At 68.7% G+C, this 15,101-nt stretch carries 12 protein-coding genes, 1 tRNA gene and 1 pseudogene; 7 read left to right on the forward strand and 7 right to left on the reverse strand.

Annotated features, from left to right (window positions below; genetic code table 11):
* Position 1: 1 nt before the first annotated feature.
* On the reverse strand, positions 2–1,183 hold the full coding sequence (locus ACIA5G_RS51500; RefSeq protein WP_395937595.1) for a branched-chain amino acid ABC transporter substrate-binding protein: 1,182 nt from the start codon (positions 1,181–1,183) through the stop codon (positions 2–4).
* A 425-nt stretch (positions 1,184–1,608) separates the two neighbouring features.
* Positions 1,609–2,223, reverse strand: coding sequence for an ANTAR domain-containing response regulator (locus ACIA5G_RS51505; protein ID WP_020646628.1), 615 nt, complete (start codon positions 2,221–2,223; stop codon positions 1,609–1,611).
* A 173-nt stretch (positions 2,224–2,396) separates the two neighbouring features.
* Here ACIA5G_RS51505 and ACIA5G_RS51510 point away from each other — a divergent pair.
* Positions 2,397–2,470: transfer RNA gene (locus ACIA5G_RS51510), tRNA-Leu, on the forward strand.
* 617 nt (positions 2,471–3,087) lie between these two features.
* On the opposite strand, the pseudogene ACIA5G_RS51515 reads toward ACIA5G_RS51510, so the two are convergent.
* The 5 genes and pseudogenes from ACIA5G_RS51515 to ACIA5G_RS51535 form a co-directional block, all read right to left on the reverse strand.
* A pseudogene (locus ACIA5G_RS51515) lies at positions 3,088–4,341 on the reverse strand (recombinase family protein); the annotation flags it as partial.
* A 349-nt stretch (positions 4,342–4,690) separates the two neighbouring features.
* Positions 4,691–5,125, reverse strand: a complete 435-nt coding sequence (locus ACIA5G_RS51520; RefSeq protein ID WP_395937480.1) for an XF1762 family protein — start codon at positions 5,123–5,125, stop codon at positions 4,691–4,693.
* An 11-nt stretch (positions 5,126–5,136) separates the two neighbouring features.
* Positions 5,137–5,589: a recombinase family protein gene (locus tag ACIA5G_RS51525; protein WP_395937482.1), complete on the reverse strand. Its 453-nt coding sequence runs from the start codon at positions 5,587–5,589 to the stop codon at positions 5,137–5,139.
* Positions 5,590–5,726: 137 nt separating this feature from the next.
* The gene (locus tag ACIA5G_RS51530; RefSeq protein WP_395937484.1) at positions 5,727–6,560 is read right to left on the reverse strand and encodes a DNA methyltransferase; all 834 of its coding nucleotides are present in this window, start codon (positions 6,558–6,560) and stop codon (positions 5,727–5,729) included.
* 11 nt (positions 6,561–6,571) lie between these two features.
* A complete protein-coding gene (locus tag ACIA5G_RS51535) occupies positions 6,572–7,513 on the reverse strand; it encodes a hypothetical protein (RefSeq protein WP_395937486.1) in 942 nt (313 codons plus the stop codon).
* Between the two features lie 378 nt (positions 7,514–7,891).
* Here ACIA5G_RS51535 and ACIA5G_RS51540 point away from each other — a divergent pair, with 378 nt between their 5' ends.
* The 6 genes from ACIA5G_RS51540 to ACIA5G_RS51565 all read left to right on the forward strand — a co-directional run bounded on the left by ACIA5G_RS51540 (position 7,892) and on the right by ACIA5G_RS51565 (position 15,092).
* Complete coding sequence (locus tag ACIA5G_RS51540) at positions 7,892–8,869, forward strand: hypothetical protein (RefSeq protein ID WP_395937488.1); 978 nt, start codon at positions 7,892–7,894, stop codon at positions 8,867–8,869.
* On the forward strand, positions 8,860–9,336 hold the full coding sequence (locus tag ACIA5G_RS51545; RefSeq protein WP_395937490.1) for a pilin: 477 nt from the start codon (positions 8,860–8,862) through the stop codon (positions 9,334–9,336). Before ACIA5G_RS51540 ends, ACIA5G_RS51545 begins: the two co-directional genes overlap by 10 nt.
* A gap of 87 nt (positions 9,337–9,423) precedes the next feature.
* A complete protein-coding gene (locus ACIA5G_RS51550; protein ID WP_395937492.1) occupies positions 9,424–11,286 on the forward strand; it encodes a hypothetical protein in 1,863 nt (620 codons plus the stop codon).
* Positions 11,283–12,440, forward strand: a complete 1,158-nt coding sequence (locus tag ACIA5G_RS51555; RefSeq protein ID WP_395937494.1) for a PrgI family protein — start codon at positions 11,283–11,285, stop codon at positions 12,438–12,440. Before ACIA5G_RS51550 ends, ACIA5G_RS51555 begins: the two co-directional genes overlap by 4 nt.
* The gene (locus tag ACIA5G_RS51560) at positions 12,437–14,263 is read left to right on the forward strand and encodes a VirB4 family type IV secretion system protein (RefSeq protein ID WP_395937496.1); all 1,827 of its coding nucleotides are present in this window, start codon (positions 12,437–12,439) and stop codon (positions 14,261–14,263) included. Before ACIA5G_RS51555 ends, ACIA5G_RS51560 begins: the two co-directional genes overlap by 4 nt.
* Before the next feature lie 28 nt (positions 14,264–14,291).
* A complete protein-coding gene (locus tag ACIA5G_RS51565) occupies positions 14,292–15,092 on the forward strand; it encodes a hypothetical protein (protein ID WP_395937498.1) in 801 nt (266 codons plus the stop codon).
* The last annotated feature ends 9 nt before the right edge of the window (positions 15,093–15,101 follow it).

The raw sequence follows: 15,101 nt of genomic DNA on the forward strand, positions 1-15,101 counted from the left end.
GCTACTTGATCTCGGTGTTGCGGACGATCTTCCCGCCCTCGACCTTGTAGGTCCACACGGTCGTGCTGGAGAGCTCGCCCTTGTCGTCCCACTTGAAGTGCTTGGTGATGCCCTGGCCGTCGTAGGTCTTCACGAAGTCCAGCAGGCCCGCACGGTCCTTCTTGCCCGCGTCGATGCCCTTGAGCAGGATCGTCGCCAGGTCGTAGGCCTCGGGCGAGTAGGTGCCCGGGTCCTTGCCGACCGCGGCCTTGTAGGCGTCGGTGAACTTGGTGAACTGGTCCGCCGGGACGCAGGGGCAGGTGAAGTACGCCTTCGCGGCCGCCTCGCCGGCGCCCTTGACGAACTCGTCGTCCTTCACGCCGTCCGGGCCGATGAACTTGGCTTCGACGCCCGCGTCGTTCAGCTGCTGCGCGAAGGGCGCGGCTTCCTGGTAGTACCCGGAGTAGAACACCGCGTCCGGCTTCTCGCTCTTGATCTTGTTGACCACGGCCGAGAAGTCGGTCTGCTTCGTCTTGACGCTGTCCTGGCAGGTGCCCTTGTCGCCGAGCGCCTGGATGGTCGACGCGGCCAGGCCGGTGCCGTAGTCGGAGTCGTCCTTGATGACGCACACCTTGTTGGCCTTGAGCTCGCCGGTGATGAACTTCGCGGCGGCCGGGCCCTGGGTGTTGTCGTTGCCCAGACCGCGGAAGAAGGTCTTCCAGCCGTTCTGGCTCAGCGTCGGGTTGGTGGCCGACGGGGTCACCGTGACCAGGCCCGCACCGTTGAAGATGTTGCCCGCGGCCTTCGACTCACCCGAGAACGGCAGGCCGACGACACCGATGATGCCCGCCGTGTTGACGATCTGGGTGACGATGCCCGGCGCCTTGTCCGGGGTGCCTTCGGTGTCGAACTGCTCCAGCTTGACCTGGCAGCCCGGGTTGGCCTTGTTGTGCTGGTCGACGGCGAGCTTCGCGCCGTTCAAGATGTTCTGGCCCAGCGCGGCGTTGGCGCCGTTGATGGTGCCCGCGTACGCGATGGAGGTCGGGGCGCACTGCGCCTTGCCGTCGCCGGCCGGGTCGGCCGCGTCGGCGGCGGCGGACGGAGCCGCGGCCTGGGACTGCGAGCTCGCGCTGCTGTCGCCCGAACCGCTGTCCGTACGCGCCGAACACGCGCTCAGGGAAATGGCCCCGGCTGCGGCCAGCACGATGACCTTCGCAAGTCGTGCTTTCTGCACTCGTTCCTCCAAATGCCACCTGGCCGTCCGGTCGGACGGCTGTCCCCACGTGGGACCTGACTGGCCGCTGAAAGTAGCCGCCCCGGGAGCCGTTGCACAGAGTCACGCGCGCTCTTGTAGCCACATCGTGACGGTCGTCACGAGTATTAACGTATGATTTACACCCGCTCGTCGTAATGACGACCAGCGGGTAGTGACTCTCGGTGCGCAACAGCCCGCAGACTGGCCCTTGACGCACGACTCGAGGTGTGCAGAGTCTACGGACCCGAAGTGGATCATCGCACCGGGACCACGCCGAGAAGGCTCGCAAAGGTACCAAGTGCACCCTTTCGGGCACTCGGAGCGTCACGAAAAAGGGTGCGACCGCCGCGCGGTCGCACCCTTTTAGGCGTTCGTCAGCTGCCGATGCTCTCCACGACGGCCTCGGCAACGGCCTTCATCGTGGTCCGGCGGTCCATCGCCGTGCGCTGGATCCACCGGAAGGCGTCGGGCTCGGTGAGGCCCTGCCGGCTCATCAGCAGGCCCTTGGCGCGGTCGATGACCTTCCGCGTCTCGAGCCGGTCGGTGAGCCCGGCGACCTCGGCCTCGAGGGCCTGCAGCTCGGAGAACCGGCTGACGGCCAGCTCGATCGCCGGCACGAGGTCACGCTTGGCGAAGGGCTTGACGAGGTAGGCCATGGTGCCGGCGTCCCTCGCCCGCTCGACGAGGTCCCGCTGGCTGAAGGCGGTGAGGATGACGACCGGAGCGATCCGGTCGCCGGTGATCTTGGAAGCGGCCTCGATGCCGTCGAGCTTCGGCATCTTGACGTCGAGGATCACGAGGTCGGGCTTGAGGTCGGTGGCCAGCGCGATGGCCTGCTCCCCGTCACCGGCTTCACCGACGACTTCGTAGCCCTCTTCACGCAGCATTTCGACGAGGTCCAGCCGGATGAGCGCCTCGTCCTCCGCGACGAGCACCCGTCGCTGCGGCACGGTGGCGGCACCGTTGGCCTCGGTAGCCTGATCGGTCACCGGGGTCCTCCTGAAAACTCGGCGGGACGTGGGTCTTCGCGGCTTCCCGCGAACCTGAAGCCTACCGGGAACGATCCAGTCGACGAGATGGCGTTCACCACGTAGTGGCCCGCACGACACCCCGGCCCCGGTCACCGCCCGAGGCCGGTGATCCCGTAGAGTCACCACGTCGCGCCCCCGTAGCCCAACTGGCAGAGGCAACGGATTCAAAACCCGTCCAGTGTGAGTTCGAATCTCACCGGGGGCACCCGCAGCAATCACACCAAGCTCGACCTGCGACTTGGCCGTCCGGACGACTTCTGCGTCCGCTGCGGCTGTGGCCACCTCCTCGATCCTGTCTCCGGGCAGTGTGATGTCGATCATGGCGTGGTCCGTTTCGTGGTCGATGCTGACTCGGAGTTTGGTGAGCTCGTAGAGCCGGACCTGGAGCTCGGCCGGCGCGCGGTGCAGGTTGACCGCCAGGTGCGGCAGCAGGTCGAGGACGTCGAGGTCTTCACGGGTGGCCGTGGCCGGTGCTTGCTGGTCGTCCTGATCAAGTTGGCCGATCTGGTCCAGCAGGTGCTGCCGTTCGATCCCGAGCTCGTTGTACCGGTCCTTCAGACCTTTGGTGAAGGGATCGCGGGGGTCGGCGTCCTCGGCCTGGCTGAGGATGTTGCTCTGCTTGCGCGCGAAGTCCGCGGCTCGCTTCTCCAGCCGAGCCCGACGCTCACGGCGTTCGGTGCGTTCCCGATCGTCAGCCTGATCCAACTGCGGGGCGAGCAGGTCGATCCGGCGATGGCCGAACAAGTACTCGGCATACACGTGATTGACCGCGGCGAGAATGGCGTCCTCGCGCATGTACACCGTCTGCGGATGGTCGGCGAACTTGTCCAGCCGACCGCGGTTGTTGTTCTTCGGCCAGCACCGGTAGTAGTTGTGCCCGCGGTGGTGATGCCCGAGCATCCGCCGGCCGCAACGGCAGACCACACGCCCCCGCAGCAGGTAGGCCCGCTTGGTGTTCGGGTGCAGGTTGAGGTCGCTTCCGTCTCGCGAGCCGCGTTTGGCCAGCCGGCGCTCGACCAGTTCGTCGTACATCCACTTCGGAATCAACGGCTCGTGCGCGGGCTCGACCGACCACACCCACATCTCCGGCGGGTTGACCACTCCGGTGCCGCCCCGGCTGCGCCGGGCGCGGCGGTTGTAGACCTGGTAGCCGGTGTACTTCGGGTTCTTCAGCACGTCGGCCACCGCAGACTTCGACCACGCTCCCCTGGCACGCCGACCACCGGGCGGTTCCGGCGGCGGATGAGCTTCCAGGTCCGCGTTCAACCGCTCGGCGATCGTGTCGAAGCCCAGTTGCTCGTGATAGCGCCACTGGGCCATCAACGTCACAGTCTCGGCCCGTTGTCCGTCCGGCTCCAGGCGCGTCTTCGTGATGCCCTTCTCCGCCTTGACCGGGTTGGGGTGCCGGTACTTCTTCGCCCGGTAGCCGTACAGCGGCTTGCCGATGTTGTAGCCCTCGCGGACGTGCGTGCACGTCCCGCCCCAGGACTGCTCCAGCATGTTAAGCACTTCGTACTCAGCAACCGACTGGTTGATCCGCCGTTGCAGAATCTGCTGCGCACGGCCACCAGTGAGCATGATCGGCTCGTTCGAGGCGAACACCGTCACGCCGACGTCTTCCAGCCGACGCTCGACACTCAACGTCTCGTACATCCTGCGCGCGAGTCGCGCCATGGACTCGCACATCACCACGTCGAACCGACGGCCTGGTCCAGCCGCTTCGGCGAGCAGGTCGCCGATGCCGCCGTCGCGAGCAATCGGGATGTCGAATCGCTCGTAGTTCGACTTCCGGCTTCGCTTGTCCAGCTCCATGCGCCCGGACTCGACGTCGTAGAAGTGCGCGACGATTACCCAGGATTCCGGCAGTGCGACCTTGGACCGCTCCAGCTGCCGCAGCAAGGACTGCCGCGGATCCTGATGCTCCTCGGTCGACGTCCGGCCCACCCATGCGACCCGGACTTCCTTCGCGCGCAATGCCAGCGGCAACCCGAACGGGGAGACCGCCAAGTCGGACATGCCGGTGTGCCCGACCCGTGCGGCGACGGCAGGAGATGGTGGATTGACAGCCTCGGTCATGCGGCACGCTCCTGCGAGTCGTCTATGGATTCGGCACCAAGCTCGCGATCTTCACGCGCCCAAGCAAGCAGGTCTCGCATCACGGTCGCGAGTTCGCCTGCAAGCCAGGCCGCCTCGACACCGCGTGCTTCATGGACAGCAGTGCTGAACTCCCACTGTCGTTGCGCTTCGATGACTGCCGCGCGCCGACCATGCGGGAATTGAATGACGTCCTCCGCGCCTGCCATGCGGTCACCTCCCCCGACCCTCGTGCTCGCTCGGACCTTGGCGATCTCGGCCAGCTGTACCAGCTGAAACAGCTGGTACACAAGACGAATCACCCCAGCACGCGCGAGCTTGAAGCGGCTGGCTACATTCCGGCGCAGATTTCCCACCGAGTTCGGCGGACGTTGTCGACGCCCCGCGAGGGGCGCGGCCGAGACGCCGTTGCCCAGCCCGGGCGGGGCCGGAGATCGGCAACGGGGAGCAGGCCCGCGGCACGCAAACTCGCGCCGCTCTCCCCCGCTTGCGTGTAGCTGACAAGGCGCACGTACCCCACGGCTCGCGCCGCGCGCCAGACCGCGCCGTACAGCTTCGAGTTCGCGTTCGGCTCGCCGACGGTGCAGCTGCGCGTGACCTCGAGCGTGACGCCGTCATCAAGGCACCGAGCGACAGGACGACCGGCGGTCGCCACACCGACCAGTTCGTCCCCACGCGCGACGCCGATCGCGAACTTCATTCCGCGGGGTGGTCGGTGGTGCCGGTGGTGCGCGTCGATGAACTCGCAAGCCTGCCGGAACGTCACGGGAACGATCGTCAAGCGCACCGCGGTTCATCCCCCGTCCGGGGCTGGGCACGCTGGAAGACGTGCTCGTCGACCAGCGGCTCGTGCACCTTCGGCGCCGAAGTCACCCACTGCTCGACGGGAGCCGGACGCCCGGCGACGGTGCGGGCCCAGACCTGGCGGCCGGTGTACTTGACGTTGGCGACGATCCGCTGGACGGCCTTGGCGGTCCACTGACCGCCGGGCACCGGAGGCGGGTATTGGCGCGGATCCCCGTTGAGCCGGACGGCGATGGCGGCGAACGTCAGGCCGTCGTCGGCGCGCCAGCTGAAGATCTGCTTCACGACCGCGGCGGTCTGCCAGTCCGGGACGAGAACCGCCCGCAGCTGGCCGCGTCCGGCTGGCTCGATCACGCGGATGCGCAGGGCACGGTAGCCGTAGGGCGGCGGGCCGAGCTGGTAGCCGGCACGGACGACGTCGGCCATCGCCGCGCAGGCGCGGCGGGTGGTTTCTGCGTGGTGGGCAGCGAGGAGCTGCTCGTCACGAGACTGGACTTCGAAGCCGGCGAGAGACCGGCCTGTACACAGAGTTGTCCATAGCTTGGACAGCCATCGTCGGCACGTCATGCCGCTCGCCCACAGCCTGGGCTTGCAACGGTTTTGGCGGGCAGCCGGCCGACCTCAGCGGCGGCGAGTTCGGCGTCGTGAACGAGCTGCAAGACAAGCACTTCGAGGTGGGCGACGACCGCGGTTTGCGATCGGTCCGCGGCGCGGCGTTCGGCGAGGGAGGCGTGGGTCACGAGGTGGCTGCCGCGCAGTTCGGCTGTCAAGGCGATGCACCGCTCGATCGGCGCCAGCCGGGCCGAGACGCCGGCCGCGATGAGCGGCGTGGTCAAGTCGGTCAGGGAACCGTCGGCGCGGCGGCGGGGACGCGAGACGACGGCGACGTATCCGCCGGAACGCAGCAGTGGCTCGCAATGGACCAGCGTCGTGGCGAGCTCAGCGACGACGACTTCCGTAGCCGCCGAGTCCGTACCTGTCGCGCGGGCCGGCGCCGTACGCACGCTGGTCAGGATGAGCCCGGCTCGCCCGAGCAGTCCGGCGGCTCGGACGGTCGAGAGCACCTTCGGCCGGGCGTCGAGGACCGAGCCGTCGCACCAAGCTCCCCCAGCCTTGGCCGCGGTGATGTTGGCGCGAGCCAGCTTCCACCATCGGCTGTGGGCGGTCAGTCCGAGCACATGCCGTCCGGCGCGCAGCGCTTCGGCGAGCACGGTGCCGGCGCCGCAATCCGGGTCCAGTACGAGGTCGCCGGGACGCGAGTACGCGGCGATCGCGTGCGCAGCGACCTCCGGTGGAATTCGCTCGGTGTCGGTCTCGGTGCCGGGCGCATAGCCCGCGTCGCGGAGCTGCGTGAGCGGGTCACGCTGTCCGGTCGGCCAGACCGACAGCGGTGCCATAGAGGGCTCATTCATCGGAGGTCTCCCCCGCCGTCGGTCCCGGACATCGACGTCGGCTGGCGGGTGAACACGAGGAGGTCATCGTGCACGGGGAGGTGCCGGATGGGCGCCGCAAAGATCTGCGCGGCCGGCGCCGCGGCGGCGAGCGCGCCGTCCCGCACCGGAACGCGCAGCAGGGCGACGCGGTCGAGGTAGCGCACTCCCACGTGGTGCGCGGCGCGCACGAGCGGACCGGCCGGGTCCATGACGCGACCCGGTTCGCGATGACCGTGTGTGATCACGGCAAGCGTGCCTATTGAGGTGAGCAGATCGGCCCAATCGGCCGGACGGAACCAGTCGAGGGCGCGCGGTTCGGTCGCGATGATGACCAGGTCATAGCGGTCCGGACCGGACGTTGACGTAACCGGGTCCCGCCCGCGACCGTGCCCTGCGAACTCGTCAGGGACAGGACCGCGAGCGAGCGGTCCGGGTCCGGACTCGGACTCGTCCGGTGCGGCGCCGTGCTGTTCGCCAACCGGCCCCGGGACGGCGACAGCAGTCTGCGTCCGGACGCCGCGACCGAGCCGGACGACGGTCCAGCCTGCCTCGTGCAACCCGGCATACGGTCCGGGCAGAGACCGGCCACGGGGACCACGCACCGGCCGCGAGGCAGACGGTGAGAGATAGGGCGCGGGCTCGACGAGGAGCACCCGTTGGCCCGGCCGGGTGTAGGTCGTGACGATCTTGATGATCGCGGTGAGGAGCCAGCCGGCGAGCAGTCCGGTACCCGCGAGGACGTCGTCCTGAGCGCACGGCCAGACGGTGCTCGGCCGAGCTGGGCGGGGATTGCGCAGGTTGACCCGGTGCCTTGTGCGCTGCCTCCGCGGATGCGGGATCGGGATGGTCGGCGGGTCGAAGACGCCGTGCTCGTCCGAGCTGCAGTCTGACGGGTCATCGTGGTGCGACGAGGTCATCGCGGTTTCCTCCGAGCGGTGGGCGCCATGCGTTCTGACACCCCTCAACTCCGCATTTCGGCCGCAGTTTGGACATGCGCCATCGAACTTCTTTTCGCATGCCGATTGACGCGGAAGGAAACCGCCGAAAGAGCTACTAGTGCAGTGCTAGTAGCCAACTATAACGCCATGTCAGACGGCGTAGCGCGCCGTTTGAACTCTTCAATTCCAAGCGGAATGTTGATCTTGACGACCGAGCTGGTCAGGACCAGATAGTAGACCGCTGGTAGCCGCCGAAAATCTGCCGAAGACGCCTAGCAGCGAACTGGTATTTCCGTGGTACGAGGCCTGGCTTCATGACGTCGTTCCTGTTCGCATCGACGCCGTGGGAGCTAAGACATGGCTACACAAACCGCCTTTTGCCGCCGTCGCAGCGAGGCAGCACCGAACTCCTTGGATATCGCCCGCGACACGTTCACCTTGCTGGTGACGGGGCCGCAGCCACTCTCCCTGAACGGCAGGTTGTTCCCCGGCCTCCCGGACGAGGAAATCCCGCTGGACGAGGTCCGCGACCGGCTGCTGGCGCGCCGGTGCCCGCAGGCGACACGGGATGCGGTCTGGGCGCACCTGGTGTTGCGCTCCCGGGCCGAAGGGGCGACCTGGACCGTCGCCGCGGTCGGCGTCGCACTGCCCGCGCTGACCTCCGTCGCGGCCATCTTGTCCAACCGGTTCGCCGGCGATCCGGCCGACGTCCACGCCGAGGTCCTGCGTGGCTTCCTCGCGGCGTTGTCGACCATCGACCTGCGCCCGCCGCGGATCATGTTGCGGCTGCGATGGGCCGCGTACCGATCCGGCTATGACGCTCTCGCCGAAGCGTTGGCGAGTCCGACTCCGGTCGCGCCGGGATTCCGATCGACGCCGCCGCACGCGCCGTGGGGTCACCCGGATCTCGTCCTCGCCCGTGCCGTCGCGGACGGAGTCCTGACCGAGACCGAAGCCGCGCTGATCGGTGCGACCCGGTTGGAAGAGGTGTCGGTCGCGGACTGGGCCGCGCGGCACCAGGCCGGCGAGTGGGCGGTCTACAAGACACGCAAACGCGCTGAGCTCCGGCTCGCCGCGTACTTGCGCGAAGGCGCCGTCGAGACCGATCCGACCGACCCCTTGGTCGACCAGGTGGCTACCGCGATGGCCCTGGCAGGCCCCGTCACACCCGCTCGTGAGACGCCACGGCTGTCACCGTCCGTGTCCGACACCAACGGCGAATCGGAGCGGGAAGTTCGGCGCCGCGTGTCCAAAACGGACGCGGATTCCGGAGTTCAGGGCTGCGGGACGAACCCGCCCTCAGCCCGAACTTCGGAGGTGACCCGATGCGCGTGATCGATGCCGAGAGCGGGCTGCGTAGTGCTCGACTCGACGGCGACCCGCAGCCGCCGGACCAGAGCGCCGATGCGAGTTCGACGCCGTCCAGTGCTCCGATCATCAATCCAGGCGACTCGATTCCGGCTCGCCGACGGCGGTGGCCGCACGTGGTGCTGGTGGTCAAGCTGTCGGCCATCGCGTTGCTGGTCTCGGCGTCGGCGGGGCACGCCGACACGATGGTCGTCGCCCTCGCCGGCTCGGTCACCGACGTCCTGAACAACGTCCGCAACTGGATCATGGGCATCCTGGCCGGCCTGGCCACGGTGTTCCTGTCCATCGGTGGCGTCCGTTACGTGATGGGCGGCGGCGACCCCGGCGAGGTCGAGAAGGCCAAGACAGCCTTCAAGTCCGCGGGGTGGGGCTACGGCCTGGCGGCGCTCGCGCCGCTGGTCGTGGAGATCCTCAAAGGGCTCGTGGGGGCCTGACCGATGGCCGTCAGCAGCCCGCCCACGGTTCGCCCGTACCGCCGGTTCGGCAGCCCGCCCGAGGCTGCTGCCGCGGCGGATCGACCGATGCTCGCCCCCGTCCGCGACGCCGGCCAGCAGGTCTCCATCCGACGGCGGCGCCGGCGAGCGGGCTGGCTGCTGGTCCTGACCGTCGTGCTCCTGGCCGGCATCCTCGCGGGCAACGCGTGGGCCTCGCCGGTCGCGCCTCGGCAGCCGCCGGCGGACCCGCCGCTGCCTCCTCCGACCGCGCTGCCGACGCCCACGACGTGCAGCTTCCCCGGCCAGCTCGGCTGCACCTCGTCGAGGCCGACCACGAAGCCGAGCAAGCCGTGCACGGGCGAGGACTGCATCCCGCAGCCGACTCCGCCGGCGCCGAGCACGAACCCGCAGCAGCCGGGCACCGGGAGCGGCGACAGCGACTCGGACTGCGGCATCACCGACGTCGGCGCGTGCATCACCGAGGCCATCAACTCGGCGTTCCGCAGTGTCGTCGACGACGCGCTGGATCCGATCCTCGAGCTGATCGGCCACACCGCGCTGTCCACGCCGACGATCAGCGACCTGCCCGGCATCGGCGAGCTCTGGAATAGCTCCTGGGAGATCGTGGTCGCCGCCTACGGGCTGCTCATCCTGCTCGGCGGCATCCTGTTGATGGGCCACGAGACCGTCCAGACGCGCTACTCGATCAAGGAGATCGGGCCGCGCATCCCGATCGCGTTCATGGCCTCGGCGCTCTCGCTCTTCTTCGCCGACAAGCTCATCCGGCTGGCCAACGGCCTGACCCTGGGTGTCCTCGGAGACGGAGTCAACGCGCCCTCGCTGGGCAACACCCTGCGGGACGCCGTTCAGGGGATCGCGACTGGCGGCCTGTTCATCATCCTGGTCGCGCTCGTACTGGTGGTCCTCGGCCTCGGCCTCCTGGTCGTCTACGTCGTCCGGATCGTCATCACGCTCGTCCTGATCATCAGCGCGCCGTTCTTCCTGATGTGCCACGGGCTGCCCCACACCGAGCCGCTGGCGCACTGGTGGTGGAAGGCGATCACCGTGACGACCGGCGTTCAGTTCGCCCAGGCGCTGGTGCTGATCACCGCGGTACGCACGTTCCTGTCCGGCGGCGTGCACCTGTTCGGCTCGACGCTCTCCGCGCTCGGCACGCTGATCGCCGCGATCGCTCTGTTCTTCGTCCTGTTCAAGATCCCGTTCTGGATGCTGAAGGCCGTCAAGGTCGGCTCCGGCCGTTCCTTCCTCGGCGGGTTGGCTCGCGCGTACATCGCGGCGAAAACCTTCGGCATGGTCGCGGGTAAGACCGGTGCGTTCGGCAAGGCCGGCGCCGCCAGTGCGACGAAGAACGCCGGTCGCGGCGGCGGCGCGGCGGCCGATCCACCGCGGCCGGCACAGCCGCGTCTTGCGCCCAACCCCGAAGCGGTCAACCGGCGGCTCAAAGCGGCCCAGGACGCCGAGCGTGCCCGCGCAGCTCAACGGCCGTTGCTGCCCTCGCAAGCGCCGCAGTTCCTGCAGCCCTTGCCGCAAGACAGCACCCACGACCCCGCCGTGATCCCGGCGAACCAGGGACCGACCATGCCCGAATTCAGTTCCGCGCCGACGCCTGTCTCACCCACGCCACTACGAAGGCCACGGTCGGCAACTCCGCATTTTCAAGCCGCCGGCGGCCCGCGTCGACGTGGCGCCACATCGCCATCGGCTCGCCCGATCCGCACGGCATCGGTGCCGCCGCAACTGCAGTTCCAACCGGCGACGCCGCCCGCCCCACAACCGCTCCCGGCCCAACCGGCCTCCGCACCTGCCGCGCCGGCGTTCAGGCAGGCGACGCTGGAGCCCCGCCTCGGTGATGCCCATCGCCGTACCCAGTCCGTTCCGCCGCCGATGTTCCGCGCGCCGAAGCCAACTCAAGGAGGTGAAGCGAAATGAGCCAGCCCGTCCGGATTCCCGCCGACGTCGACCGCGAAGACCGGGTGATCGGTCCGCTCACCGCGCGACAGCTGCTCATCCTGACCGTCACCGGGATCGTGCTCTACGGGACGTACACGATCACCCGCGCGTTCGTCCCGCTGGCGGTGTTCCTGGTCATTGCCATCCCGATCGGCGTGACCGCCGCGTTCCTCGCGCTGGGTCAGCGCGACGGTATCTCCCTAGACCGGCTCGTGCTGGCGGCGCTGCGTCAGCGGATGAGCCCGCAGTACCGGGTAGCCGCGCCAGAGGGCATCCGGCCCGCGCCCGAGTGGATCGGGCAGACCGCGAGCACAACCAGTTCTTCGGCGTCGGCGGTCTCACCGGCCGCGCTGCGGCTACCTGCCGAAGGGATCTCCGACACCGGTGTCATCGATCTCGGCGAGGACGGCGCCGCCGTGGTCGCGGTCTGTTCCACGATCAACTTCGGGCTGCGCACGCCTGCCGAGCAGGAGGCGCTCGTCACCTCGTTCGGCCGGTATCTGCACTCGCTGACCGCGCCGGTCCAGGTGCTCGTCCGGGCGGAACGGCTGGACCTGTCGGGGCAGATTGCGGAACTTCGCGAGCAGGCCGGTGGGCTGCCGCACCCCGCGCTGGAACGGGCGGCGCGTGAGCACGCCGAGTACCTCGACCAGCTCGGCCGCGCCACCGACCTGCTACGGCGCCAGGTCCTGCTGATCCTGCGAGAGCGGCTACGCACCAGCGGCCCGACCGACGGGCTGGGTGGTGCCTCGCCGCTGGCCGCATTGTCGGCGCGACGCAGGGCTACGAGGCAGGCTGCGTCGATCGACGACGCCGCTCGACGCGCCGCCGAAGCGCGGTTGGTGCGTCGGCTGGGCGAGGCGGTGGAACTGCTGTCGCCGTCCGGGATCGTGGTCACCCCGCTGGATGCCGGTCAGGCCACCGCCGTCCTCGCCGCGGCGTGCAACCCCGACAGCTTGATCCCGCCGAACTCCGACCTCGCCGGCTCCGACGAGGTCATCACCACCGTCCCGGACGAGAGCTGGAACGACACCGCATTCGGCCGCACCGCGTTCGGCGCTGCCGAGCCCGGGTGGGAGGACGACGAAAACCCCGACGACTACGACGACGTCGCGAGGAGGGACCCCCGATGAAGAGGACCAGGCAACGCGACGCCGCAGGCAGGCGGGCACCCGTCGGGCAGGCCGGTGCGTTCACCCCGGACGCCATCTCCGTGCGTCCCCGAGAGCTCGAAGTCGGAGGCGAGTGGGTCGCGTCGTTCGCCGTCACCGGCTACCCGCGCGAGGTTCACCCGGGTTGGCTGCAGCCCCTGCTGACTTATCCCGGACGAGTCGACGTCTCGCTGCACATCGAGCCGATCGACGCCGTCACCGCGGCCAACCGGCTGAAGAAGCAGTTGTCGAAGCTGGAGTCCGGTCGCCGGCACACCAGCGACAAGGGACGGCTGATCGACCCCCAGGTCGAAGCAGCCACCGAGGACGCCTACGACCTGTCCGCGCGAGTCGCCCGCGGCGAGGGCAAGCTCTACCGGCTCGGGCTCTACCTCACCGTGCACGCGGTGACCGAGGAGGCGCTAGGCGACGAGGTAGCCGCGATCCGGTCGCTGGCGGCATCGCTCCTGCTGGACTGCAAGCCGACCACCTACCGGAGTCTGCAGGGCTGGATCACCAGCCTCCCGATGGGCCTGGACCTGGTCGGGATGCGCCGCACCTTCGACACCAGCGCGCTGTCGGCGGCGTTCCCATTCACGTCTCCGGACCTGCCGCCGCCGGACCCGACGTCGGTCGGTGCCCCGAGCGGCGTGCTTTATGGCTTCAACGTCGGCAGCCAAGGGCTCGTCCACCACGACCGGTTTGCGCTCGACAACCACAACAGCGTGATCCTCGGCCGGTCCGGCGCCGGCAAGTCGTACTTGGTGAAGCTCGAGCTCTTGCGCAGCCTGTACCGCGGGATCGAGATCCACGTCATCGATCCGGAGGACGAGTACGCCAGGCTGGCCGCCGCGGTCGGCGGCACCTACGTCCACCTCGGCGCTGAGCAGGTCCGTCTGAACCCGATGGACTTGCCGATCCACACTCGGCCGGACGGACGCCGGACAGCTCCCCGCGATGCGCTCATCCGGCGCAGCCTGTTCCTGCACACCGTCATCTCGGTACTGCTGGGCAACGAGCTCGCCGCGACCGAGCGGGCCGCGCTGGACCGGGCAATCACCGCGACCTATCAGCGCGCCGGCATCACATCGGATCCGCGAACTTGGACCCGGCCGGCACCGCTGCTGGCCGACCTTGCGGAGGTCTTGGCTGAGGAAGACGGGGCGGACCTCGCGGCGCGGTTACAGCCGTTCACCACAGGCGCGTTCTCCGGGCTCTTCTCGGGTCCGACCACGACACGGCCCGAGGGCCACCTTGTCGTGTTCTCCCTGCGCGACCTCCCCAGCGAGCTCAAGGCAATCGGCACACTTCTCGCGCTTGATGCGGTGTGGCGACAGGTGTCCAATCCCGCCATCCGCAAACCCCGGCAGGTCGTCGTCGACGAAGCCTGGTTGCTGATGAAGGACCCGGCCGGCGGCGAGTTCCTCCTCCGGATGTCCAAGGGCTCCCGCAAGTGGTGGGGCGGCGTCACGGTGGCGACCCAGGACGCCCCCGACGTGACGAGCACCGACCTGGGCAAGGCGATCATCGCGAACGCGGCGACGCAGATCTTGCTTCGCCAGGCACCGCAGGCGATCGACGAGATCTGCCGGATCTTCGACCTTTCGCAGGGCGAACGGCAGTTCCTCCTCACCGCCGACCGCGGCCAAGGACTGCTCAGTACCGGCACGCAGCGAGTGGCGTTCCAGTCCATCGCGTCGCCGGTCGAGCACCAGCTCGTCACGTCGAACCCCGCTGAGTTGGCCGAGAACTCCGACACCTCTCCGGAGATCGAAAGCTCCTTCGTCGACCTCGACGCCGCCTGACACTTCGCACTGCACCGAGGGGATATCCATGTCTACTTCTGCTGCTCGCCGTCCTACCCGGCTGCTGACGCAGAACAGCGAGATGCGCCAGATCGGCGTCTGGAACTGGTCGCTGCCTGCATGGGCCGGGCGACTGGCCGACGGCCGCACGTACAACACCTGCCCGAGCGCCGGGATTTGCGCGCAGGCGTGCTACGCCCGGCACGGCACGTACACCTGGCCCGTCGTCCGTGCCAAGCACCAGGCGAACCTGATGTACGTCCTCGACGACCTCGCCGGCTGGCGAACCGCGATGGTCGACGAACTCGGCGCGGCCAAGTTCTGCGGTGGCTGGATCAGGATCCACGACAGCGGCGACTTCTTCTCCGACGAATACCTGTTGGCATGGCTGGACATCTGCAGGACTCGCCCGGACACGAACTTCTACGCGTGCACCAAGGAGGTTTCCCGGTTCCGATCCCTCGTCGAGCCCGATCCGCCGCCGAACTTCCTGTGGGTCTACTCGTACGGCGGTAAACAAGACGCCGCGCTGAACCCGGCCGTGGACCGCGTCGCCGACGTGTTCCCGGACGAAGCGGCGATCGTCGAGGCGGGATGGGCGTCGCAGGAGGCCAGCGACCTCCTCGCGGTCCTCGGCCCACAGCTGGTCGGTGTGCCGGCAAACCGGATTCCGAGCTACCTCAAGCGCCTGGCTGGCCGCCGGTTCTCCGAATGGCAGGCCGAAGTCGACGCCGCACGTTCCGCCCGCCGCACGCATCTGCGGCTAGTCGTCGACAACACCCGTTCCGAGGCGCGGCCTGAGCAAGGCGGCGAACCGCGAGCTGCCTGATCCAGCGCT

Origin of the sequence: Amycolatopsis sp. NPDC051758 (assembly GCF_044453095.1) — a bacterium.
In the GTDB taxonomy this organism is placed as follows: domain Bacteria; phylum Actinomycetota; class Actinomycetes; order Mycobacteriales; family Pseudonocardiaceae; genus Amycolatopsis.

Bases quoted from the DNA above. Each gene is read 5' to 3' on its own strand.
- ACIA5G_RS51525 (WP_395937482.1), bottom strand. From the start codon at position 5,589: ATGGCCGACGTCGTCCGTGCCGGCTACCAGCTCGGCCCGCCGCCCTAC.
- ACIA5G_RS51530 (WP_395937484.1), bottom strand. From the start codon at position 6,560: ATGGCACCGCTGTCGGTCTGGCCGACCGGACAGCGTGACCCGCTCACG.
- ACIA5G_RS51535 (WP_395937486.1), bottom strand. From the start codon at position 7,513: ATGACCTCGTCGCACCACGATGACCCGTCAGACTGCAGCTCGGACGAG.
- ACIA5G_RS51540 (WP_395937488.1), top strand. From the start codon at position 7,892: ATGGCTACACAAACCGCCTTTTGCCGCCGTCGCAGCGAGGCAGCACCG.
- ACIA5G_RS51545 (WP_395937490.1), top strand. From the start codon at position 8,860: ATGCGCGTGATCGATGCCGAGAGCGGGCTGCGTAGTGCTCGACTCGAC.
- ACIA5G_RS51550 (WP_395937492.1), top strand. From the start codon at position 9,424: ATGCTCGCCCCCGTCCGCGACGCCGGCCAGCAGGTCTCCATCCGACGG.
- ACIA5G_RS51555 (WP_395937494.1), top strand. From the start codon at position 11,283: ATGAGCCAGCCCGTCCGGATTCCCGCCGACGTCGACCGCGAAGACCGG.
- ACIA5G_RS51560 (WP_395937496.1), top strand. From the start codon at position 12,437: ATGAAGAGGACCAGGCAACGCGACGCCGCAGGCAGGCGGGCACCCGTC.
- ACIA5G_RS51565 (WP_395937498.1), top strand. From the start codon at position 14,292: ATGTCTACTTCTGCTGCTCGCCGTCCTACCCGGCTGCTGACGCAGAAC.